Here is a 23,089-nt window from a genome sequence, read left to right on the forward strand (position 1 = left end):
GACGTCATCATAGTGTCGCCCGCGCGGGCTAAGGCCCGCCGATACCAGAGGGGCGAGCCATGACCATCATCACATCCGTCGAGGAACTGAAGGCGATCTATGACGGCGTCTCGGAGGCTTCGCTCGCTAAGGTGACGAAGACGCTGACCCCGGAATACCGGCAGATGATCGAGGCCTCGCCTTTCCTCGCATTCGCGACCGTGGGACCGGAAGGGCTGGACTGCTCGCCGCGCGGCGACCTTGGCGGGGCGGTGCGTATCGAGGACGATTCGACGCTGCTTCTGCCCGACTGGCGCGGCAACAACCGCATCGATTCGCTGATCAATATCGTGCGCGACCCGCGCGTGGCTTTGATGTTTCTGGTGCCTGGCTCGAACACGACGATGCGCATCAACGGCCGCGCCGTGATCTCGGTGGAGCCCGCGCTGCTCGAAAGCTTCGAGATGGACGGCCGGCATCCGCGCAGCGTCACGGTGATCACCGTGAACGAGGTCTATTTCCAGTGCGCCCGCGCCCTGATGCGTGCCGAACTCTGGAACCCGGAGCATTTCGCCGATCCGAAGAGCTTGCCGACGCCCGGAACGCTGCTGAAGGCGGCCAAGGCCGACTTCGATAAGGAGACCTATGACCGGGAATGGCCGGAGCGCGCCGCCAAGACCATGTGGTAGACGCCGTACCGGCGTTTTCTTCGTGAAGAAGACATGCCTAGTCGGCGTCCTCATGGACATTTCCAGCGCTCGAGGCGACAATCGAATCGACCCGCCATAGGGGACGGGCACGGGGGATTTCATGAAGTTTGGAACCGGCTTTGCGGCGGTGGTCCTGGCTGCGACGATGTTCGGCGCCCAAGCGGCGCGTGCGGACCAGTTGATCGAGGAATATACGGCCTTCATCGGCGAGGACGACCTGTACAATTCCAACAATGTGCGCCTGCAGGAGCCCTGGCAGATTGTCCGCCAGGATCGCGCGAATTTTCATCGCTTCGGCGTCTCGCAGCGCGGCGACCAGAGCGACAGCTTCTTCGACGATGCCGGCAATCGGGAACTCGTCGAGCGCATGATCAGCCGTGGCACCATCGATCGGGCCGCCCGCAACGCCGTCGTTCGCGGGAATGTCATGATCAACGTGCAGATCTTTCGAGGGCCTCGCGGCGATTACGTCAATGTCCTGGTCTACTGACAGGCCGTTCCTCCGGGCCGCAGCCGTGATGCTGTCGGTTCTCGTCTGCGGCCCGGGCGAGGCGCGCGAATTGCGCCTGGAGGAAAAGATCGCGGCCCTCGTGAAGGCCTATCCCGACATGATCGCGGCCAGCCGCGACGGCAGGCTGATCATGAAGGAGGGGGCGCCGATTCCGATCGACGACGGGATCAGGCGCAACCATGCGCAAATGCTGGCCGAGGGCGACGTCGAGGACAGCCTGTCTCAGGCGTATCGGCCGGGCGCATGCGAATACCGCCCGCCGGTCGATTCCGATCCGGGCCGTATCCGCAGCGACGAGTTGATGAAGCGCCTTTATGGCGCGAGCGCCAATGCCGTGCAGTCGAGCCTCGTGCCGGTCGCATGGTTCGGGGAGACGTTGCGCGTTACCAGCCGTAACGGGGTCGACAAGGCGCTCGCCGCCGTCCGCGATGAGCTTGCCGCCGACCCGGGCCTGAAGACCTACCTGACGCCGTCGGCCGGCGTCTTCAACTGGCGCAAGGTTGCCGGACAGACCAATCTCTCGGTCCACAGTTTTGGCGCGGCGATCGATCTCAACACGAAACACGCCGATTACTGGCTGTGGTCGGGTGGCAAGCCCGGCAATGTCCCGAACTACAAAAACCGCTTTCCGATGAAGATCGTCGCGGCGTTCGAGCGCCATGGCTTTATCTGGGGCGGTCGCTGGTATCACTACGACACCATGCATTTCGAATACCGCCCGGAACTGCTGGCCATCGCTGGCGCCGCAGGCGTCTCGGCCTGCGACTGAAGGAATTCTACTTCCTGTAGATCAGCCAGCTCTTGCCGACATAGTCCTTCTTCATGCTGTCATCAAAGATGACAGAGCGGTTCCGGCCGGAGTTCTTGGCGTTGTAGAGGGCCGTATCGGCATTGGCGTAGAGTTCTCCGGGATCGCTCGCCTGCGAGGCCATCGCAAAGCCGAGCGAAATGGTGACCGGGCCGTAGTCGATGCCGGAGCGCGAATTGCGGAAGATGCGGGTTTCCAGCGCGCGGCGGACCCGCTCGCAGATGATTATCACCTCTTCCGGCGTGTTGCCTTCGACGATGATCGCGAATTCCTCGCCGCCGGAGCGGGCGACGAAGACATCCTTGCGGACGTTCGAGCGGATCACGGAAGCAACCGTCGCGAGGATCTTGTCGCCGACCGGATGGCCGTAGCTGTCGTTGATTTTCTTGAAGTTGTCGATATCGGCCAGTACCAGTGCGGTGACTGGCAGCAGGGCTGTATTGTCGTAAGTCGCCGCAAGGCGCTCGTCGAAGGCACGGCGGTTGGCGATCCGGGTCAACGAATCGGTGTTGGCGATACGCTTGTATTCATCGAGTTCCCGGCGGACCTGGTCCATTTCCTGCGAGCGCTGGACGACGCCGCCGACGGTCTTTTCGCCATGCGCCATGGTGCTGCCCGTCGCCTCGCTCAAGAGCGCCAGCGCGCTGGTCAGCAGGTCGTTGGAAAAACTGCTCTTGGAGTTGATCCGCTGAGCGGTTTCTCCAAGCAGTTTGCCGTAGCTCTCGAGCGAGTTCTGCTCCTGACGCAGCAGCTTCAGGAGCGCGTCGAGTTCGCCAAGAATCCTGGTATGGGCGTCTTCGATGACCGCCACCTGGCCGGTTCCAAGGTAACGATGCGAAAGCGCGTCCAGCTCCTCCTGCGTGGCACGGCTTCCGAGCCCCGCCAGATCACGGGTCAGGTCGGGATTGGAACCGATATAGGCCTCGTAAAAAAGCTGATAATTGCGAGGGATCGGGGCGACGCCCATCGATCGCACCGCGTAGATGATCTGGCCGATCAGATCGCTAGATTGCGCTCTCGGCGCCGCTGCCGTCGTCATCGACGATCCCCACTAGATCCCACCTGCATGCTATAAAAGGAAGTAGTATGTGAAAAATGTTCGAAAAGAATTAAGGGGTGCGAACTGAAGAGCTTATTCTTAAATTTATTTCGCATTTCTGAAATACCCGATTTTCCCTCAAAACTAATGGGTTTACAGACTTCGAGCCCGAAAAGATATTCACTTCTAGAATGTTGATATATTGTCGGAATTAACCAGTTTAGGCCGACCGACAGAGAAAACCCGCCTTTCGGGAGGCGGGCTTCCTCGTTATATTATAAGTCAGGTCGCCTTATTTGGGGCCGATCATGTTTTCGGGGCGGACATACTGGTCGAACTCCTCGTTCGTCAGGTATCCGCCGCCGACCGCTTCTTCACGAAGCGTCGTGCCGTTCTTGTGGGCTGTCTTGGCGATCTTAGCGCAGATGTCGTAGCCGAGCCTGGTGTTAAGGGCGGTGACCAGCATCAGCGAGTTTTCCACGCCGCGTCTGATATTGTCTTCCCGGGCTTCGATGCCGACCACGCAATTGTCGGTGAAGGAGACCGCGGCGTCGCCGAGCAGCTGCACCGACTGCAGGAAATTGTAGGCCATCATCGGATTGTAGACGTTGAGCTCGAAGTGGCCCTGGCTGCCGGCGAAGGTGAGAGCCGCATGGTTTCCGAAGATATGGGCGCAGACCTGGGTGAGCGCTTCCGACTGGGTCGGGTTGACCTTGCCCGGCATGATCGACGAACCTGGCTCGTTTTCCGGCAGCGACAGTTCGCCAAGGCCCGCACGCGGGCCGGAGCCCAGGAAACGGATGTCATTGGCGATCTTGAAGAGAGCGGCGGCGGCGGCGTTGATCGCGCCGTGCGCAAACACCATCGAGTCGTGCGAGGCGAGTGCTTCGAACTTGTTTGGGGCCGTGACGAAAGGCAGGCCGGTGATCTTCGAGATTTCCTCGGCGACCTTTTCGGCAAAGCCGACCGGGGCGTTGAGGCCGGTGCCGACCGCCGTGCCGCCCTGGGCGAGCTTGGAAAGTGCCGGCAGCGTCAGTTCGATATTAGCGATCGCCGAGCCGACCTGCGCCGCGTAACCGGAGAATTCCTGGCCGAGCGTCAGCGGGGTGGCATCCTGCGTGTGGGTGCGGCCGATCTTGATGATGTGGGAGAAGGCATTGACCTTCACCTCCAGCGCTTCGTGCAGCTGCTTCAGCGACGGGATCAGGTGGCGCACGATGGTTTCGACGCAGGCGATGTGCATGGCCGTCGGATAGGTATCGTTCGACGACTGGCTCATGTTGACGTGGTCGTTCGGATGCACGGGCTTCTTGGAGCCCATCACGCCGCCGAGCATTTCGATCGCGCGGTTGGAGATCACCTCGTTGGCGTTCATGTTCGACTGGGTGCCGGAGCCCGTCTGCCAGACGACCAGCGGAAAATGGTCGTCGAGCTTGCCGTCAATGACTTCCTGGGCCGCTTCGACGATGACCTTGCCGATCGAAGCGTCGAGGCCGCCCAGTTCCATATTGGCGCGGGCGGCGGCCTGCTTGACGATGCCGAGCGCACGCACGACCGCGAGCGGTTGTTTTTCCCAGCCGATCTTGAAGTTGCCGAGCGAGCGCTGCGCCTGGGCCCCCCAATAACGGTCGCTCGCCACGTCGATCGGGCCAAACGTATCGGTTTCGGTGCGGGTCGATGCCATCTTCGCTGCCTCTTTTTGCTCGTGGTCGCTGCCGGTGTCCTTAAAGATCAACAACGCGTTACCGCGTCGGAGCCGGCCGGCGGCATTACTATACGATTGGTGAACGTCCGCAAGCCGGCCGAACAGGCTTTTTGGCAGGCTTTCGTCGTGCCTTTTATGACACGGACAGCGGAATTATACAGCGGAATCCGCCCTCTGGCCGGGTGCTTGTCGGTGGTCGTCAGTAAAAATTTAACGAATAGTTTCTTAACCTTCCGGCTGCGCACCGATGCTGTTTCCGGCGGAGCCGAAACCCGCCGGCCGCTCGGGCGTTTCTTTCCATCCCTCACGCGATCGGTTAGATGGCGTGATATATATTCGAGCCCGCGGATCAAGACGCGGATGCAGGTGACGGGGACGACATTGCAGTACAAACACAAAAGAACTTCGATCGCATTGGCGCTCGTCTCCGGCATCTCGATGTTTACCGGTGCGGTCGTTCCCGCACATGCCGTGACACTTCTCGACCTCCTGCGCGGCGGTCCCGGCGCGGAACGGGCAGGGCGGTACGATAACGGCCTGCCGGGCGTCGGCGGCAATAACGGCATGCCGACCGAGCGCAGCCTCGCCGATCCCGAGCCGCTGCCGAAAGTCTCCGGTCCTCGATATTACACCTACAAGCCGGATGCCGAGCGGGCCGTGAAGACGACCGCCTTCGCAGCAGCATCCGCGACGGACGGCACGCGCCTCATCGCCGAGGCCAAGGTTTCGGCGCCGGCGGAAATCGCGACCGCGCTCGAAGCCTTCTACAGCAAGGCCGCGGAGCCTCTCTGGGTCACCGCCGGCGACGTCAACGAGAAGGCGAGGGGCGTGCTATCGCTCTTCGAGCGGGCCGGCGAATACGGGCTCGAACCGGCCGACTACATCCTGCCGGTCCCGGCGCTGACCACGGCAAGCGTCGCGGCCCCGACGGATGCGGCGGCCCCCATCAATGTCTCCGCAACGGCATCTGAGCCGGTTTCCGCCGCCGACAGCCACGATCGCGCGCTGATGCAGTTCGAACTGGCGCTTTCGGAAAAGGTGCTGACCTTCGCCCAGGACATGATGCGTGGTCGCATCGACCCGAACAAGGTGTCTGGTTACCACGACTTCAAGCGCAAGGACGTCAAGCTCCCGCTCGTCCTGCCTTTCGCGCAGACCGGTACGGATGTGGCGGCCTACCTCGAAGGCCTCGCCCCGCAGAGCCCTCAATTCCAGGCGCTGAAAGCTGAGCTTGCAACGCTGCGCGCCGCAGCGGCCAATGACGGTCCGCAGATCTCGCTGCCGAGCGACATTCTCCTGAAGCCGGGCAAGAGCAGCGCGGATATGGCGAGCATCATCGCCGCAATCCAGCACACCGGCTCGGAAGCGCTGAAGACCAAGCATGCGGCGACGCTGACGGCCTATCAGCAGACCCCGGACTACACGCCGGAGCTCGTCGACGTCGTGAAGTCCTTCCAGACGGAAGTCGGTCTCAAGGCCGATGGCGTCATCGGCAATGCGACGGTGCGCAAGATGGTCGGCCATACGTCGAAGGACAAGATCGAGAAGGTCGAAGTCGCCATGGAACAGGCGCGCTGGCTGCCGGACGATCTCGGCCAGCGTTACGTCTTCATCAACCAGCCGGCCTTCACGGTCTATTACCATGACCGTGGTGCCGAACAGTTTTCGATGCGCGTCGTGGTCGGCAGCAAGTCCAACCAGACCTATTTCTTCCAGGACGAAATCGAAACCGTCGAGTTCAATCCCTATTGGGGCGTGCCGCAGTCGATCATCATCAACGAGATGCTGCCGCACCTGCGCCAGGATCCGAGCTACCTCGACCGGATGGGTTATGAGGTGTCGGTCGGCGGCAGGGCGGTCTCGTCGAGCAGCATCAACTGGTTCGGCTCCACCGAGAAGATCTCCGTGCGTCAGCCGCCGTCGGGTGACAACGCGCTCGGCGACCTGAAGATCCTGTTCCCGAACAGCCACGCGATCTACATGCACGACACGCCTTCGAAAAGCTTCTTCCAGCGCGACATGCGGGCGCTGAGCCACGGTTGCGTCCGTCTTGCCGAACCGCGCAAGATGGCGGCTGCCGTCCTCGGCACCACGATAGACGATGTGAACGGACGGATCGCTGCCGGCGAGAACGTCTCGGCCAAGGTGCCGGTCAGGATCCCGGTCTACGTCGCCTATTTCACCGCCTGGCCGAACAAGGACGGCAAGGTCGAGTATTTCGACGACGTCTATGGCCGCGACAATGCGACGGTGAAGGCTTTCGTGGCAACCACCAAGGTCCGGGCGGCCCAGAGCTGAGTTTTGAGCTGAGGATGAGTTTCGGATTGCAGAAGAAGGCGGCCTCCGGGCCGCTTTTTATTTGGCAGCCGCCAGCCGCGTCACGTCGGCGGAAATCAGCGTTTCCACCATCTCCACGGTCAGCTCGTCATAACCGCCGATCACCCGATCCGGGTTGAGCGTATCGACTGCGACGTCGGAATAACCGAAGGTCACGGCGACGGAGGCAATGCCGGCATTCTGCGCGGCAAGGATATCGTTGACGCTGTCGCCGATCATGACGCTCGTCGCCGGATTTCCGCCGGCCCGTTCGATCGTACCGAAAATGTGCCGGGCATCCGGCTTGCGGACGGCGAAGGTATCGCCGCAGGTCATCGCGACGAAGCGATCCAAAAGGCCGAGCTTTTCGAGAAGCGGGAAGGCGAGCCGTTCGGACTTGTTGGTGCAGACCGCGAGCCGCATCCCGGCTGCCGACAGGCGATCGAGACACGCGACGACGCCGTCATAGGGGCGGCTTCTGCCCGGCATCTGCGCCTCGTAGTGCTCCATATAGCGATCGAACAGCCTGGCCGCCGTCGGCTCGTCGAGCGGAACCCTGCGAAGTTCGAAGGCGCGGCGGATCATCACGCGCACGCCCTGGCCGACGAGATGCGTGAGGTCCTCGAAGGTCACCGGCTGGAGACCTTCGTCCTCGATCGTATAGTTGAGGCTGTCGATAAGATCCGGTGCGGTGTCGATCAGCGTGCCGTCGAGGTCGAAAATGACGAGTGGAGCGGTCAATGGAACCTCGTGAGCGTCGTTCGGGAGATGCCCCGGATTAAGCAATGCTGCCGTGAAAAGCAAATATGCGAGATTCGCCCACCTTCGTAAAACCCATGGCTTCGTAAAACCCGCCGCGAGGGGACTTTCGTTTGTGGGGAGAGGCGTGTAAACAGCGGGTCGGCGAAAACAGCGGGGAGCTTTTGGCGGATGGACGCCCGGGAAATGAAAGTCAAGGCGGCGCAAGCGGCACTGGCCTATGTCGAGGACGGCATGCGGCTGGGTATCGGCACCGGTTCGACGGCGGACGAATTCGTCAGGCTACTTGCCGAAAAGGTCCACGGCGGCTTCAAGGTCGAAGGCGTGCCGACATCCGAGCGCACCGCGAGGCTCTGCGTAGAACTCGGCATTCCGCTGAAGTCGCTGGAAGAGCTTCCGGAACTCGATCTGACGATCGACGGTGCCGATGAAGTCGATGCCAACCTGACCCTGATCAAGGGTGGCGGCGGTGCATTGCTGCGCGAAAAGATCGTCGCCGCGGCGTCTGCCCGCATGATCGTGATTGCCGACGAAAGCAAGCTGGTCGATATGCTCGGAGCCTATCCGCTGCCGATCGAGATCAATCCCTTCGGCCAGACGGCGACGCAGATTGCCATCGAAAAGGCCGCTTCCCGGTTAGGATTGACCGGTGAGTTGAAGCTGCGGAAATCGGGGGCTGAAGTCTTCACGACAGATGGCGGCCACTACATTTTCGACGCATCTTTTGGCCGCATTCCTGATGCAGACGCACTGTCGGCGGAGCTTAATTTCATTCCCGGTGTCGTGGAACACGGGCTGTTCATTCATATGGCGTCCTTAGCGATCATTGCCGGTGAGGCTGGAGCGCGGACGCTTGAGGCGAAGTAAACTAGGAGCAACCAACTCATGATCAGATTCGCGCTTTTCGGCCGTGCCGCCGCTGTGGCCATCCTCTTCTCCGGCGCCTTCACGGTATCGGCTCGCGCGCAGGAAGTTTCGGAAGCCCAGCTTGCCGCTGCGCGCGATGCGATCGCGTCGCTCAACGTCACGGATCGTTACGACAATATCCTGCCCAACCTGGCAGAGCGTCTGAAGGCCCAGTTCATCCAGGCCTCCCCGAACTTCCAGGGCCAGATCTCCAACGTCGTCGACGAGCAGGCGCTCGTGCTCGCGCCGCGCCGCGCCGATCTCGAGAAGGAAGCAGCGACCATCTACGCCAAGAGCTTTTCGGTCGATGAACTGAAGTCGATTTCTACCTTCTTCAACACCGAGACCGGCAAGAAGCTGCTGACCAACCAGCCGCTCGTCAGCCGTGAACTGACCAAGGCCGCTGAAATCTGGGCAAACGGGATTTCCCGCGACCTGACCAACCACAGCTCGGAAAAGCTGCGCGGCATCATCGACGCAAATCCGATCCAGGCGCCGGTCGTCGATCCGGCTCCGGCGGAAGCACAGGCCGCTGCACCCGCACCGGCAAAACCTGCTACTCCGCCGGCTCCGGCCAAGCCCGCTGCTGCACCTGCGGCCAAGCCCGCTGCTCCGGCCGCCACCGCTCCGGCCAAGCCCGCCGCCCCGGCTGCCAAGCCGGCCCCGGCGCCCGCGCCGAAGCCCTGATAACATCGTCGGCCCGTCGAATTTTAAGGAAGCCCGGAGCAATCCGGGCTTTTCCTTTTGGGCCTCTCATCCCTATATGTGAGCCACATCCAGCCGCCTGCTCTCAAGGAGAATACCATGACCGCCTATGACTATGATCTCTTCGTGATTGGCGGCGGATCGGGCGGCGTGAGGGCGGGCCGTGTGGCGGCATCGCTCGGCAAGCGGGTGGCGATCGCCGAGGAATATCGTTTCGGCGGCACCTGCGTCATTCGCGGCTGCGTGCCGAAGAAGCTCTTCGTCTACGCATCGCAATATCACGAACATTTCGAGGACGCGGTTGGTTACGGCTGGGAAGTCGGGGCGAGCACGTTCGACTGGAAGAAGCTGATCGCCGCCAAGGACAGGGAGATCGCCCGCCTCGAAGGCCTCTATCGCAAGGGTCTCGAAAACAACGGTGCGGAAATCCTCGAGACCCGCGCCGAGCTGGTCGATGCCCATACGATCCGGCTCATGAAGACCGGCAGGACCGTGACCGCCGAAAAGATCGTCATCGCCACCGGCGGCGCGCCCAACCCGCATGCGGCGCTGCCCGGCCATGAGCTCTGCATCTCGTCCAATGAAGCCTTCGATCTGCCCGAGCTGCCGCGCTCCATCCTGATCGCCGGCGGCGGTTATATCGCGGTGGAATTCGCCAACATCTTCCACGGCCTCGGCGTCGACGTGACGCTGATCTATCGCGGCAAGGAAATCCTGTCGCGCTTCGACCACGACATGCGCCAGGGGCTGCACAAGGCGATGGTCGAAAAGGGCATCCGCATCGTGCTGACCGATGTGATCGAGGAGGTCACCAAGGCGCCGGCCGGTGGGCTTGTTGCCAGGACCCTGAACGGCGAGACGATTGCCGTCGACACCATCATGCTGGCGCTTGGGCGCGATCCGAATACCAAGGGGCTGGGCCTGGAGGCCGCGGGCGTCGAGATGAACGAGCGTGGCGCCATCGTCGTCGACAGATATTCCCGCACCAGCGTGCCGCATATCTATGCGCTCGGAGATGTCACCGACCGGGTACAGCTGACGCCCGTGGCGATCCACGAGGCGATGTGCTTCATCGAAACCGAGTACAAGGGCAATCCGACCGCTCCGGACCACGACCTGATCGCCACCGCCGTCTTCTCGCAGCCGGAGATCGGCACGGTCGGCCTGTCGGAAGAGGAGGCCGCCAAACGCTATCCGGAGATCGAGGTCTACCGCGCCGAATTCCGGCCGATGAAGGCGACGCTTTCGGGACGGTCGGAGAAGATGATCATGAAGCTGGTCGTCGACGCGGCAAGCCGCAAGGTGGTCGGTGCCCACATCCTTGGCCACGATGCTGGCGAGATGGCGCAGCTTCTCGGAATTTCGCTGAAGGCCGGCGTCACCAAGGATGATTTCGACCGCACCATGGCCGTCCATCCGACGGCTTCGGAAGAGCTCGTGACCATGTACAACCCGAGCTACCGGGTGAAGAACGGCGAGCGCGTCTGACGCGCTCCCGGCTTCGGCGCCGGGCTAACTGGTGATCCGTGGCGTGGCGACGATCTTGTGGAAAAGGGTATTCATGGCGTCCGCGATGCCCTGTTCGAGCGAGACCTCGAAGAAATAACCGGGGCTCGCGCATTCCTTCATCTTCGTGGAAATGCTGTCATCGAACGGCTCTACCCACTTTTTCCAAAAGTTATTGCTGTGTAGCGGCAGATAGGTGGTGTAGAGAACCGCAATACGGATGTTCTTTTCCTTCAGCTTCTGACAGAATTTTGTATCGATGGGCTCGATACAACGGCCCGCCGTCTTCGTCACCAGACCTTCCACGCTGGTGCAGCCGTCCGGTTTGTAGCTGTCTCCCACACCGTCTGCCACCAGGAAGACAATCTTCTGGCGGTCGGCCTTACTCGTGCCGTTTCCCGGTAGGCCATACGCTGGCTTACTGAGGATCTCATTCCCAATGCGCGTGAGAGCGTCATCAAAGCTGGTTTGTTGATCGCTGTTATAGTTCTGCTTTGGAATGCTCATCAGCTTGATTTTTTCAGTTGCCTCACCGACCGTAGTGAGGTTTTCGTTCAGTTCGGCGACCTTGAAGAGCTGTGCGTCCTGCGCCCGTTCCCCGAAAGTGTAGGCCGCCATGCGAAACTGGCCGGGTACGGTCTGGGTATCCGTTGCCGTTTTCATCAAAGTTTCGGTTGCTTCGGCGACGACATCGATACGAATGGGGATGCGGTTCTGCTTGGCGACGTTGTAATAGCTGTTCGGGTCTTCGTCGCCGTCCTCATCGACGATATGGCAGGCAAAGGCGCACTCTTTGTCCTTGCCCTTGCCATCCGAACCGTAGCGAGTTGCGGATTTCATGTGTTCGATGGCCTGCGAGTTGGCCGCAACGCCCATCGAAGGCGTATTGTCCAGCAGCATGTAGAAGTCGAGGAACGACGGCGTCTGGTATTGCGCGGTGGCCTGGCCGGAAACGGTGATGTCGTCCTTGCCGAGGATCGTCATGAAAGTGGTCGGCAAGGTCGCGCTGAACGATACGCGCGAGGTCAGGATGCCGTTGTTCTTCGCGACCGCGATATCGACGTTGACCGGCAGGGTGGAAAGCTCGCCGGACATCTGACCGAGGAAGATGCTTCGGGCCTCGGCCGGATCGAGCGCCACGCTTCCGTCGCCTTGCAATTGCATCGCCTGAGCGACAGCCTTCGACTTTTCGGCAATCGCGCCGACGGCGGCCGCATCGGCCGCGCCGACGAGTTGCTGCTTCACGGTCAGCGCGTGGCCGAAATCGAGCGCCAGGCCGGCCGTTCCGATCAGCGGAACCAGTAGAAAGGCAGTCATGACGCCGAAATTGCCGCCGCGATCCTTCCAGAAACGTGTCATCGGATGCATCGCCTGCTCCCCAGCAAGAAAACCCTGCAGGAACGTCGCGCAAATTCATGAAATTGTGGCTAAGAACGGGATTAAAATTCAAGGCATGTCCTGATTTCATACTGCATACGATCCGCCCGGGTACGGCGTCAGCTTGATATTCGTGGCCTTTCGCGGGGGACGGGCCGGCGGTGAAGGCGGGCAAAACGGCTATGCAACGCCGCTGTTAAGGTCTATAAGCCGCCTCGATTTTAAAGACTTGCCCGGCAGAAGATGGCCGAGGCTGAAACAGGTGAGCGAGATGGCACAGAATTGGACCCCGAGCAGTTGGCGGCAAAAACCGATCCAGCAGCTCCCGGAATTCCCGGACAAGGCTGCGTTGGCAGCGACTGAAGCTCAGCTCGCCACCTTTCCGCCGCTCGTGTTTGCCGGTGAGGCCCGCCGGCTGAAGAAGCAGCTCGCCAGCGTCGCGGAAGGCAATGCCTTCCTGCTGCAGGGCGGCGACTGCGCAGAAAGCTTCGTCGAACACGGTGCGGACAATATCCGTGACTTCTTCCGTTCGTTCCTGCAGATGGCGGTTGTGCTGACCTATGGCGCCCAGCTTCCGGTCGTCAAGGTCGGCCGCATCGCCGGTCAGTTCGCCAAGCCGCGCAGCAATTCGCACGAGACCCAGGACGGCAAAACGCTGCTCACCTATCGCGGCGACATCGTCAACGGCACCGAGTTCACCGAGGCTGCCCGTACGCCGGATCCGGAGCGCCAGATGATGGCTTACCGGCAGTCGGCGGCGACCCTCAACCTGCTGCGCGCCTTCGCGATGGGCGGCTACGCCAATCTCGAAAACGTCCACAAATGGATGCTCGGCTTCGTCAAGGATAGCCCCCAGGGCGAACGTTACCGCAAGCTCGCCGACCGTATCAGCGAGACGATGGACTTCATGACGGCGATCGGCATCACCTCGGAAAACCAGCCGAGCCTGCGCGAGACCGACTTCTTCACCAGCCACGAAGCGCTGCTGCTCGGTTACGAAGAAGCGTTCACCCGCGTCGACTCCACCTCGGGCGACTGGTACGCGACGTCGGGCCATATGCTGTGGATCGGCGACCGCACCCGTCAGCTCGACCATGCGCATGTCGAATATTTCCGCGGCATCAAAAACCCGATCGGCCTCAAGTGTGGTCCGTCGCTGCAGCCCGACAACCTGATCGAGCTGATCGACGCGCTGAACCCGGCCAACGAAGCCGGCCGCCTGACGCTGATCTGCCGTTTCGGCCATGACAAGGTTGCCGAGAACCTGCCCAAGCTGATCCGCGCCGTCGAGCGCGAAGGCAAAAAGGTGGTCTGGTCCTGCGACCCGATGCACGGCAACACGATCACCCTCAACAACTACAAGACCCGGCCGTTCGAGCGGATCCTGTCGGAGGTCGAGAGCTTCTTCCAGATCCATCGTGCGGAAGGCACCCATCCGGGCGGCATCCATATCGAGATGACCGGCAAGGACGTCACCGAATGCACCGGCGGCGCCCGTGCGGTTTCGGCCGGCGACCTGCAGGACCGCTACCACACCCATTGCGACCCGCGCCTCAACGCCGACCAGGCCTTGGAGCTCGCCTTCCTGCTCGCCGAGCGGATGAAGAGCGGCCGCGACGAAAAGCGGATGGTCGTCAACGGCTGAACCGTCGCGCGCGATCGTTGGAAATTGAAGAAGGCCGGCGGGGGAACGCCGGCCTTCTTCGTTTCTCGTCCAGGTACCGAGCCTATTGGACGAGAACGGGGTTGCGACAGGCGACGTCGCCGACACGGACATCCGCTTCGCCGATCCTCACGCCGAGCGTCAGCAGGATATTGTAGAGGACCGTGTCGAGGGGTTTCGTCAGGCCGGTCAGCGTGTCGGCCAAAGCCGCCTGGATCAGTGTCGGCGTGCCGAGAGCCAGCGGCCCAAGCTTGATATCGAGTTCCAGGCGTTTCAGCAGCGAGGTGACCAGGCTGGTCAACGTATCCTTCGTCGATACGCTTCTGATCTTGCCGGAGGCGATGTCACTGGCCGAGAAGGTCAGCGTTTTTTTGGCGAGATTGCCGGCGTTGATATCGGCCTTGCCGGAAATCTTGATCAGGGCGGAGTCAAGAAGACTGGCTTCCGTGACGCGTGGCGTGGTACCGAAATTTTCAAACGCGGCCTGGTTGACAGTGCCGAGCCCGATCGCAGCCACGCCTGGAACCACTTCGACATCGACGGTGCCGTTGCTGCGTGAACCGCCGCCGCAGCGGATATCCGCAAGGCGCCCTTCCGCATGAGCGACTTCGAGGTAGAGTGGCACGTCGACCTTGAGGCCGGCGATCCCGGCGAGGCCATCGACGACGACGTGGAGGGCCACCCGCGTCTGGGCGGTGCGCACGATGGTGCCAGGCCTCCCGACCGCGTTCGGTGGAGTGCCGACCGGAGGCTCGCCGATGGCGATGTCAAGCGTGACCGACGCAACTCCTGGGATGGTCGCGCCGAGATCGACGGCGATTTGCTTGCCGCCACTGCCGGCAACGGCGGCCGCCGAGACGATGTCCATCACGCTGGCTCTGACGTTAAGACCGTTACCCTGTCCGATCAGGTTCTCCGAAAGCGGCCCGAGGGCCAGGATTTCCTCCAGCTTCAGTTTGACCTGGGTGTGGTTGAGGGTTTTCTCGAGCGTATCGAGGACGGCACGGACGGAGGGCGTGAGACCGGCCGTCTTGCCGAGTGCATCCAGAAACTGTCCGTAGGTGATCTCCATGTCGAGCAGTTCGGAATAGGTGCCGGCGGTGACGCCCAGATTGATCGCAAGGACATCGAGCGTCTGCAGAAGGTTGACATTTGCATCGACGAGCGCCTGATAATCCATGGCTTTCAGTGAGATCGTCGTGCCAAGCAGCTTGCCGAGAAGGGCATTGACGATGCCGTCGTTGAGGCTGGCGAGCCGCGAGCCGATCGAGAAGGCGGCGAGCTTGTCGGCACTGGCGGTACCGGTGGCGCCAAGTTCCGGCGCCTCTGCAAAGCTGCCGGCAAAGAAGATCTGCCCCTTCTGGTGCATGGTCACGCGGATCGCATCGGTGGGTGTTGCCCCGGCCTGGAAACGGGTTTCCACCGGGCGTGACGGATCGGCCACGTACCGGCCTTTCGTCAGTTGCGCATAGGCGGTGTAGTCCTGGTAGACGCTTGCCTCGTTGAAGGGAATTTCACCATCTGCCGTCAGCAGCCCGGATGCAGTCCGCACCACGAAGTTCTCGCTGTTGAGAATGAAATAGTCGAGTACCGCCTTTTCCGGCTCGCTCAGGCGTCCGGCCGCCGCGATGGCAGCCAAGTCTGCGGTGTTCTGCAGTTCGCGCTGCTGCAGCGTCAAGTGACCGTAGTCAACCCCGAGCGCCAGGCTGACAACGACCAGCGGCATGGTAATGGCGGCGGATATGGCGATATTGCCCGCTTTGTTGTGATAGAGGCGATGAAGGAGCCGGTTCATTTCAGATGCCTCCGATCCGCATCGTGGAGAAACGCCGGATATGCGCGTCGGGCATGGCGTAGCTGTAGAGGTTGAAGATCGGCAGATGGCTCGCATCGTAGTCGACGGAGACCGTGAACTGATTGGGGTTCTTCGGATCCTCCTTGACGTCGAGCGTGAAGTTCTTCACCTCGAGCAGCGCGTGATTGAGGGTGGAACGGCTGAGGAAGTCGCGCACCAGTTGCTTGCGTTCGGTATCGTTCAGGCCAGCCACCGCAGTACGCGCGGCGTCCGCGGCGATCTGCTGCACCGCATGTGCGGCACTCAGGTAGATGCCGTAGGCAATCAGGCTGAACAGTGTGAGGAAGAGGATGGGAGCGACGATGGCGAACTCGACGGCTGAACCTCCGGATTTGCATCTTATCAGTGATAAAAACCCCATCGATGCGCCCCATTGTTGAGTTAGTTATCCCTAATATAATCGGCGCGAAAATCTAAAGAATACTTAACGTACGCCCATAGGTTACACTTCCAATCCACAATTTCCTGCTGTTCGGGTGGGGCGCTGCATGCTCTTGCGGGGGGGGCGGCCGGGTTCGCGAATCGGGAACATTTTTGATGCGGACGAAAAATCTCTCGGGAACAACGTTGCGACCTCTCGCACGGAACGTTAAATCGATACCATGACCCAGGACATCAGCCAGACACTCCGCATCGCCGTTGCCCAGCTCAACCCGACCGTCGGCGATATCGCCGGCAACCTGGCGCTGGCCCGAGAAGCCCGAAGGGATGCCGCCCGCGAAGAGGCGGATCTCATCCTGTTCACCGAGCTCTTCCTGTCCGGTTATCCGCCGGAGGACCTCGTCCTGAAACCGGCTTTCCTCAACGCCTGCCTGAAGGCGGTGGAGGAGCTTGCGGCCGATACGGCAGACGGCGGCCCCGGCGTCATCATCGGCTTCCCGCGTCAGGGCGCGGAAGGCCGGCACAATTCGATCGCCGTGCTCGACGGCGGCAAGGTGATTGCGGTGCGCGACAAGATTGATCTGCCGAACTATGGCGAGTTCGACGAGAAGCGGGTCTTCATCGCCGGCGAGATGCCTGGCCCCGTCAATTTCCGCGGCGTCCGGCTCGGCATCCCGATCTGCGAGGATATCTGGGGCGATCTCGGCGTCTGCGAGACGCTCTCGGAGAGCGGGGCGGAAATCCTGCTCGTGCCGAACGGTTCGCCCTATTTTCGCGGCAAGGTCGACATCCGCCATCAGGTCGTTCTGAAGCAGGTGATCGAGACCGGCCTGCCGATGATCTATGCCGCCCAGCTCGGCGGCCAGGACGAACTGGTCTTCGACGGCGCAAGCTTCGGCTTCAACACCGACAAGTCGCTCGCCTTCCAGATGAGCCAGTTCGAGCCGGCCGTGGCCGTCACCGAATGGAAACGGATTGGCGAGACCTGGCATTGCGCCCGCGGGCCGATGGCGCGCATTCCGGAAAAGGAGGAGGCGGACTATCGCGCCTGCCTTCTGGGCTTCCGCGACTACGTCAACAAGAACGGCTTCAAGTCGGTTGTGCTCGGCCTGTCCGGCGGCATCGACAGTGCCATCTGCGCGGCGATCGCCGTCGATGCGCTGGGCGAGGAGAGGGTGCGCACGGTGATGCTGCCCTACCGCTACACCTCCGAGGATTCGCTGAAGGACGCGGCCGATTGCGCCAAGGCGCTCGGCTGCCGCTACGACATCGTGCAGATCGCCGAGCCGGTGGACGGTTTTTCGTCGGCGCTGGCCGAGCTGTTCGAAGGAACCGAGGAGGGCATCACCGAGGAGAACCTCCAGAGCCGCGCGCGCGGCACGATCCTGATGGCGATCTCCAACAAGTTCGGTTCGATGGTGGTGACGACCGGCAACAAGTCGGAAATGTCGGTCGGCTACGCGACCCTCTACGGCGACATGAATGGCGGCTTCAACCCGATCAAGGACCTCTACAAGATGCAGGTCTATGCGCTGGCCGCCTGGCGCAACGATCATCTGCCGCCGACGGCTCTTGGCCCGAGCGGCGAGGTGATCCCGAAGAACATCATCTCCAAGGCTCCGTCCGCGGAACTCAGGCCCAACCAGACCGACCAGGATTCGCTGCCGCCCTATCCGGTGCTCGACGATATCCTCGAATGCCTGGTCGAGCTGGAGATGGGGACCGAGGAGATCGTTGCCCGCGGCCACGACATCGCGACCGTTCACCGGATCGAGCACCTGCTCTATCTCGCCGAATACAAGCGGCGCCAATCGGCGCCGGGCGTCAAGATCACCAAGAAGAACTTCGGCCGCGATCGGCGTTATCCGATCACCAACCGTTTCCGCGATCGGTAGGAGAGGATCATGGCCCTGCGCAGCTCGGTCGAGATCTTCAATATCCGGACGAGGACGATGCGGGTGGTCTGGCAGACGGAAGCCTTGTTCGAGGCGCCCAACTGGTCGCCCGACGGGCGCTACCTGATGCTCAACAGCGAGGGCCTGATCTATCGTCTGTCACCGGCGGGTGATGATGGGCCTGAACTGGTCGATACCGGCTTTGCCCGCCAATGCAACAACGACCACGGCATTTCGCCGGACGGTTCGCTGATCGCCATTTCCGACAAGGTAGAGTTCGGCAAGTCGGCGATCTATGTGCTGCCCGCGGGCGGCGGCGTGCCGCGGCTGGTGACCGGGAACCTGCCGTCCTACTGGCATGGCTGGTCGCCGGACGGAAAAAGCTTCGCCTATTGCGGCATCCGCGGCGACGAGTTCGATATCTATTCGATCGGCATCGAAGGCGGCAACGAGACGCGGCTGACGTTCGGCGAGGGCCGCAACGACGGGCCGGACTATTCGCCGGATGGGAAATGGATCTATTTCAATTCCAGTCGCACCGGGCTGACGCAGATCTGGCGCGTCCCGGCCGCCGGCGGCGTGGCCGAGCGGATCACCGACAGCGGTTACGGCGACTGGTTTCCGCATCCATCACCAAGGGGTGACAAGATCGTCTTCGTCTCCTACGACGCCGATGTCTTCGACCACCCGCGCGATCTCGACGTCCGCGTCGGGCTGATGGACATGGACGGCGGCAATGTCGAAACGCTGTTCGAGCTCTTTGGCGGGCAGGGCACGATGAACTCACCGAACTGGTCGCCGGATGGCGATGAGTTTGCCTATGTGCGCTACTTCCCCGTCGCATGAGCGCCTTGCGCCGAGGATCGCGTAAGGGCATAACCGATCCTGTCAGGTGCCGGCCACAAGCCGGAGAATCGGGAATCCGGGGTGGAGCCGGAACGTGCCCAACGCTGTGAGGTGGACGCTCGGCCGCAGGATAAGCCACTGGGAAACCGGGAAGGCGGCGGTGGAGGCGGACGAAGCCAAGTCAGAAGACCGGCCTGACAAGATAGACCAGCCCGCGCGGACGGCGGAAAGGTTTCTGACCTCTCCTTGCTTCTGAAAGGCAAGGGAGCGACGGCATTGTTGGGGACAAACGATGCAGCCTGATCCTTTCGCGCATGCCTTGCTGCCTGCCGGTGAATTTTCGAAGGCCGAGCGCGCGGCCGTCTACAGGGCGATCGAGACGCGCCGCGACACGCGCGACCAGTTCCTGCCCGATCCGCTGCCGGACGACCTAGTAAGGCGGCTGCTTGGCGCCGCGCATTCGGCACCCTCGGTCGGCTTCATGCAGCCCTGGAATTTCATCCTCATCCGCGATCCCTCGGTGCGGGAGGCGGCTCGCGCCGCCTTCTCGCGCGCCAATGACGAAGCCGTGGAGATGTTTCCGGAAGAGAGCCGCGACCTTTATCGCAGCCTCAAGCTCGAAGGCATCGTCAAGGCACCGCTGTCGATCTGCGTCACCTGCGATCCGGATCGTGCCGGCCCGGTCGTGCTCGGCCGTACCCACAACCCGCGCATGGACGTCTATTCGACGGTCTGCGCCGTGCAGAACCTGTGGCTTGCGGCAAGGGCCGAGGGCGTCGGTGTCGGCTGGGTCAGCATCTTTCGCGAGGAGGACGTGCGTGCACTGCTGGGCATTCCCGACCGCGTCGAGATCGTCGCCTGGCTCTGCCTCGGTTATACCGACCGGCTCTACGCCGAGCCGGAATTGGCGCTCAAGGGCTGGCGCCAGCGCTTGGCCCTGGACGAGCTGATCTTTCAGGATCGCTGGGATAACCGTTGATCACTGCTGCGGCTGTGGTCCTGCCGATTTCGGATTGCTGAGGTCGATATCCGCTTCGGGCAGGAAAGCCGGCCCAACGGTGCGCACCTTCTTGTTTGGATCGTATGGCCGCTCCGGCGGCGGCGTGAGCACCGGCGGCTGGACCGCGGCCTGCGGCTTTTGCGGGCGGGTCGGCAGCTTGGTGATCCCGGAATACGGTTGCTCTTCTCTCGGAAGTTCGATGCCCGGCACCTTTCGGCGGTCGTCGACAACAGGCGGCAGCGGCTCGAAGGAGGGGATGCAGCGCTGTTCGCGAATGGCGGCGAGAATGGCATTCCGCTCTTCCGAGGGCAGGATCATCTGCCGAGAACTGTTCCGTTCCGCCGCCAGCGCGTCGCGGCTCTGTTCCATTCTTTCCAGCGCATCCCGCATCTGACCACAGACCTCGGCATTCGGGCCACCCAGAACCACGACGCTGCCATTGCCGCAGCCGGCCCGGCGCATGTCGACCCGCAATTCCCGGATATCGGCATTGTATTCGCCAAGCTGCTGGGCGTAGCTGCGCGCCGCGGACGTGTTGCCGATGATCTGCGGGCTGTTTCCAAGTTTCCGGTAAAGGGCTGCACAAACGGCAGGGTCCCCCGCCAGCGCTGCGGCAGGCAGAAGCAAGAGCGATATGGTCAGCAGGCCGCGAAGCGGTATCGGCAATTCCGGCATCCTCTCCTAATGGGAGATGGCATCATGGAACGTGCCGGTTGATAATCTCATAAAGCCGCGATCACCGCACGGTGAATTCAAGCCCGCGTGCCGTTCGAGCCCTAAACGGGGCTCGAACCAAAGCAGGAGAAGATCGGCAACTCAGGCTTGAATCTGCAGATTTGGCTGCGAGGCTTCCACGACGGCAAGCGCCGCCATGTTCACCACGCCGCGAGACGTCACCGAGGACGACAGGATATGCGCCGGCTCGGCCGCCCCGAGAAGAATCGGGCCGACATGCAGTGCGTCCGTGAGATTGCGGACCAGACCGAGCGAGATGTTTGCCGCATCGAGATTCGGGAAAACCAGCAGGTTGGCTTCGCCGGTCAGCGAACTGTCCGGCATGGCCCGCTTGCGCAGCGTTTCCGACAATGCCGAGCCACCCTGCATTTCGCCGTCCACTTCCAGCTCCGGCGCCCGCTGGCGGACCAGCTTCAGGGCGGCCCGCATCTTCTGGGCGCTTTCGGAATCGCGCGAGCCGAAGTTCGAGTGGCAGATCAGCGCCGCCTTCGGGGCGATGCCGAACCGGCGGATTTCCTCTGCCGCCAGAATGGTGATCTCGGCGATCTCCTGCGCGGATGGGTTGTAGTTGACGAACGTGTCGGTGAAGAACATCGCGCCGCGCTGGGAGATGACCAGGCTGAGGCCCGAGAAGGCGCAGACACCCGGCCGCTTGCCGATGATCTGGTTTACGTCGCTGAGATGTTTGTCGTAACGGCCCTCGACGCCGCAGATCAGCGCGTCCGCATCACCGCGCTTGACCGCCAGTGCACCGATTACCGTATTGTTGGTGCGCACGATGGTGCGTGCCGCTTCCGGATTGATACCTTCGCGACCGACCAGGGTGAAATATTCATCGACATAGTCCCGGTAGCGCGGATCGTCTTCCGGGTTGACCACCGCGAAATCCACATTCGGCCGGATACGGATGCCGAAACGCGCCAGTCGCGCCTCGATAACCGACGGGCGGCCGATCAGGATCGGCGTCGCGGTCTTTTCCTCGAGCAGAACCTGGGCTGCGCGCAGCACCCGTTCGTCCTCGCCCTCGGCGAAGATCACCCGGTTCTTTTCGGAGACCTTGGCGGCACTGAAGATCGGCTTCATGACGAAACCGGAGCGCCAGACGAAGCGGTTCAGCTGGTCGAGATAGGCCTCGAAATCATGGATCGGCCGCGCGGCGACGCCGGTCTCGGCAGCGGCCCTTGCGACCGCAGGCGCAATGCGCAGGATGAGGCGTGGATCGAAGGGCGAGGGGATCAGATAGTCTGCGCCAAAAATCGGCGACTCGCCGGAATAGGCGCGCGCCGCGACGTCGGAAACTTCCTCGCGGGCAAGCGCTGCGATCGCCTTGACCGCCGCCATCTTCATTTCTTCGTTGATCGTCCGGGCGCCGCAATCGAGCGCGCCGCGGAAGATGTAGGGGAAGCACAGCACGTTGTTGACCTGGTTCGGGAAGTCCGAACGGCCGGTGCAGATCATCGCGTCGGGACGGGCGGCGCGGGCAAGCTCGGGCATGATTTCCGGCGTCGGATTGGCAAGCGCCATGATCAGCGGCTTTTCGGCCATCTGTGCCAGGAGTTCGGGCTTCAGCACGCCGGCGGCGGACAGGCCGAGAAATACGTCGGCGCCGCCGATGCTGTCGGCAAGCACACGCTTGTCTGACTTCTGGGTGTAGATTTCCTTCCACTCGTCCATCAGCGTATTGCGCCCGTCATAGACGAGGCCTTCGATGTCGTGGACCCAGATATTTTCTTTCTTCGCACCGAGCGAAACGAGGAGATGCAGGCAGGCGAGTGCTGCGGCACCCGCGCCCGACGTCACGATCTTTACGTCGGCGATGTTCTTGCCGGCAAGTTCCAGCCCGTTCAGGACTGCGGCGGCAACGATGATCGCGGTGCCGTGCTGGTCGTCGTGGAAGACCGGGATGTTCATCTTTTCGCGCAGCCGGCGCTCGACTTCGAAACACTCCGGCGACTTGATGTCTTCGAGGTTGATGCCGCCGAAGGTCGGCTCGAGCGCCGAAACGGTCGAGACCATCGCCTCGATGCCGGGCGCGTCGATCTCGATGTCGAAAACGTCGATGCCGGCGAATTTCTTGAAGAGGACGGCCTTGCCTTCCATGACCGGCTTGGAGGCCAGCGGACCGATATTGCCGAGCCCAAGCACGGCCGAACCGTTGGAGACGACGGCGACGAGGTTGGCGCGGGCGGTATAGTCCGCGGCCAGATCCGGGTTGTCGCGGATCGCCAGACATGGGGCGGCAACGCCCGGAGAATAGGCAAGCGCCAGGTCGCGCTGGTTGCCGAGCGGCTTGGTCGCCTGGATCTCCAGCTTGCCGGGCCGCGGATAGCGGTGGAAGAACAGCGCCTGCTCGTCGAGATCGGCATTGGCTGGGGAAGTTACGGGCATGTTCG

The 23,089-nt window shown here is 62.1% G+C and carries 18 protein-coding genes, 1 pseudogene and 1 riboswitch; of the genes and pseudogenes, 11 read left to right on the forward strand and 8 right to left on the reverse strand.

The genetic code is table 11. The annotated features are described in order from the left end of the window. Nucleotides 1–59: 59 nt before the first annotated feature. From ACSQ3G_RS07840 to ACSQ3G_RS07850, 3 genes are all read left to right on the forward strand, one after another. On the forward strand, nucleotides 60–668 hold the full coding sequence (locus tag ACSQ3G_RS07840; RefSeq protein ID WP_436109599.1) for a pyridoxamine 5'-phosphate oxidase family protein: 609 nt from the start codon (nucleotides 60–62) through the stop codon (nucleotides 666–668). A gap of 121 nt (nucleotides 669–789) precedes the next feature. Further along, nucleotides 790–1,179 (forward strand): hypothetical protein, encoded by a 390-nt coding sequence (locus ACSQ3G_RS07845; RefSeq protein WP_046669606.1) that lies wholly within the window; start codon nucleotides 790–792, stop codon nucleotides 1,177–1,179. After that, complete coding sequence (locus ACSQ3G_RS07850) at nucleotides 1,163–1,969, forward strand: M15 family metallopeptidase (RefSeq protein ID WP_436109600.1); 807 nt, start codon at nucleotides 1,163–1,165, stop codon at nucleotides 1,967–1,969. Before ACSQ3G_RS07845 ends, ACSQ3G_RS07850 begins: the two co-directional genes overlap by 17 nt. Nucleotides 1,970–1,976: 7 nt before the next feature. On the opposite strand, the gene ACSQ3G_RS07855 is transcribed toward ACSQ3G_RS07850, so the two are convergent. Together ACSQ3G_RS07855 and fumC are read right to left on the reverse strand one after the other, a co-directional pair. Then, nucleotides 1,977–3,047, reverse strand: coding sequence for a GGDEF domain-containing protein (locus ACSQ3G_RS07855; RefSeq protein WP_436109601.1), 1,071 nt, complete (start codon nucleotides 3,045–3,047; stop codon nucleotides 1,977–1,979). Nucleotides 3,048–3,339: 292 nt separating this feature from the next. Continuing rightward, complete coding sequence (gene fumC / locus ACSQ3G_RS07860) at nucleotides 3,340–4,731, reverse strand: class II fumarate hydratase (RefSeq protein WP_436109602.1); 1,392 nt, start codon at nucleotides 4,729–4,731, stop codon at nucleotides 3,340–3,342. Between the two features lie 381 nt (nucleotides 4,732–5,112). Between fumC and ACSQ3G_RS07865 the strand changes: the two genes are divergently transcribed. After that, nucleotides 5,113–7,050 (forward strand): L,D-transpeptidase family protein, encoded by a 1,938-nt coding sequence (locus tag ACSQ3G_RS07865; RefSeq protein ID WP_436109603.1) that lies wholly within the window; start codon nucleotides 5,113–5,115, stop codon nucleotides 7,048–7,050. A gap of 57 nt (nucleotides 7,051–7,107) precedes the next feature. On the opposite strand, the gene ACSQ3G_RS07870 is transcribed toward ACSQ3G_RS07865, so the two are convergent. Then, nucleotides 7,108–7,809, reverse strand: a complete 702-nt coding sequence (locus ACSQ3G_RS07870) for an HAD family hydrolase (RefSeq protein ID WP_436109604.1) — start codon at nucleotides 7,807–7,809, stop codon at nucleotides 7,108–7,110. Nucleotides 7,810–7,998: 189 nt separating this feature from the next. Between ACSQ3G_RS07870 and rpiA the strand changes: the two genes are divergently transcribed. From rpiA to gor, 3 genes and pseudogenes are all read left to right on the forward strand, one after another. Further along, the gene (rpiA, locus tag ACSQ3G_RS07875) at nucleotides 7,999–8,694 is read left to right on the forward strand and encodes a ribose-5-phosphate isomerase RpiA (protein ID WP_105401328.1); all 696 of its coding nucleotides are present in this window, start codon (nucleotides 7,999–8,001) and stop codon (nucleotides 8,692–8,694) included. Between the two features lie 18 nt (nucleotides 8,695–8,712). Continuing rightward, nucleotides 8,713–9,291, forward strand: a pseudogene (locus ACSQ3G_RS07880) (DUF2059 domain-containing protein); the annotation flags it as partial. Between the two features lie 246 nt (nucleotides 9,292–9,537). Next, nucleotides 9,538–10,926 carry a glutathione-disulfide reductase gene (gene gor / locus ACSQ3G_RS07885; protein WP_436109605.1) on the forward strand — a complete coding sequence of 463 codons (1,389 nt, stop codon included), beginning with the start codon at nucleotides 9,538–9,540 and terminating at the stop codon, nucleotides 10,924–10,926. 24 nt (nucleotides 10,927–10,950) lie between these two features. On the opposite strand, the gene ACSQ3G_RS07890 is transcribed toward gor, so the two are convergent. Continuing rightward, a complete protein-coding gene (locus tag ACSQ3G_RS07890) occupies nucleotides 10,951–12,312 on the reverse strand; it encodes a TadE/TadG family type IV pilus assembly protein (protein ID WP_436109606.1) in 1,362 nt (453 codons plus the stop codon). Nucleotides 12,313–12,592: 280 nt separating this feature from the next. Here ACSQ3G_RS07890 and ACSQ3G_RS07895 point away from each other — a divergent pair, with 280 nt between their 5' ends. After that, a complete protein-coding gene (locus tag ACSQ3G_RS07895) occupies nucleotides 12,593–13,966 on the forward strand; it encodes a class II 3-deoxy-7-phosphoheptulonate synthase (protein WP_436109607.1) in 1,374 nt (457 codons plus the stop codon). A gap of 82 nt (nucleotides 13,967–14,048) precedes the next feature. Here the strand turns inward: ACSQ3G_RS07895 and ACSQ3G_RS07900 are convergent, their stop codons facing one another. Further along, the gene (locus tag ACSQ3G_RS07900; RefSeq protein ID WP_436109608.1) at nucleotides 14,049–15,779 is read right to left on the reverse strand and encodes a pilus assembly protein TadG-related protein; all 1,731 of its coding nucleotides are present in this window, start codon (nucleotides 15,777–15,779) and stop codon (nucleotides 14,049–14,051) included. 1 nt (nucleotide 15,780) lies between these two features. Further along, complete coding sequence (locus tag ACSQ3G_RS07905) at nucleotides 15,781–16,200, reverse strand: TadE family protein (protein ID WP_105440528.1); 420 nt, start codon at nucleotides 16,198–16,200, stop codon at nucleotides 15,781–15,783. A 241-nt stretch (nucleotides 16,201–16,441) separates the two neighbouring features. On the opposite strand from ACSQ3G_RS07905, the gene ACSQ3G_RS07910 reads away from it, so the two are divergent. The 3 genes from ACSQ3G_RS07910 to bluB all read left to right on the forward strand — a co-directional run bounded on the left by ACSQ3G_RS07910 (nucleotide 16,442) and on the right by bluB (nucleotide 19,940). Next, nucleotides 16,442–18,115, forward strand: a complete 1,674-nt coding sequence (locus ACSQ3G_RS07910) for an NAD+ synthase (RefSeq protein WP_436109609.1) — start codon at nucleotides 16,442–16,444, stop codon at nucleotides 18,113–18,115. Nucleotides 18,116–18,130: 15 nt separating this feature from the next. After that, nucleotides 18,131–18,961, forward strand: a complete 831-nt coding sequence (locus ACSQ3G_RS07915; RefSeq protein WP_436111686.1) for a TolB family protein — start codon at nucleotides 18,131–18,133, stop codon at nucleotides 18,959–18,961. 27 nt (nucleotides 18,962–18,988) lie between these two features. Then, a riboswitch (cobalamin riboswitch) is annotated at nucleotides 18,989–19,173 on the forward strand. A gap of 80 nt (nucleotides 19,174–19,253) precedes the next feature. After that, nucleotides 19,254–19,940 (forward strand): 5,6-dimethylbenzimidazole synthase, encoded by a 687-nt coding sequence (gene bluB / locus ACSQ3G_RS07920; RefSeq protein ID WP_436109610.1) that lies wholly within the window; start codon nucleotides 19,254–19,256, stop codon nucleotides 19,938–19,940. Here bluB and ACSQ3G_RS07925 read toward each other — a convergent pair whose 3' ends face one another. Together ACSQ3G_RS07925 and ACSQ3G_RS07930 are read right to left on the reverse strand one after the other, a co-directional pair. Next, nucleotides 19,941–20,627, reverse strand: a complete 687-nt coding sequence (locus ACSQ3G_RS07925; protein ID WP_436109611.1) for a hypothetical protein — start codon at nucleotides 20,625–20,627, stop codon at nucleotides 19,941–19,943. A 150-nt stretch (nucleotides 20,628–20,777) separates the two neighbouring features. After that, on the reverse strand, nucleotides 20,778–23,084 hold the full coding sequence (locus ACSQ3G_RS07930) for an NADP-dependent malic enzyme (protein ID WP_436109612.1): 2,307 nt from the start codon (nucleotides 23,082–23,084) through the stop codon (nucleotides 20,778–20,780). Nucleotides 23,085–23,089: the final 5 nt, after the last annotated feature.

This window comes from Neorhizobium tomejilense, assembly GCF_964254135.1.
Classification (GTDB): Bacteria; Pseudomonadota; Alphaproteobacteria; order Rhizobiales; family Rhizobiaceae; genus Neorhizobium; species Neorhizobium tomejilense.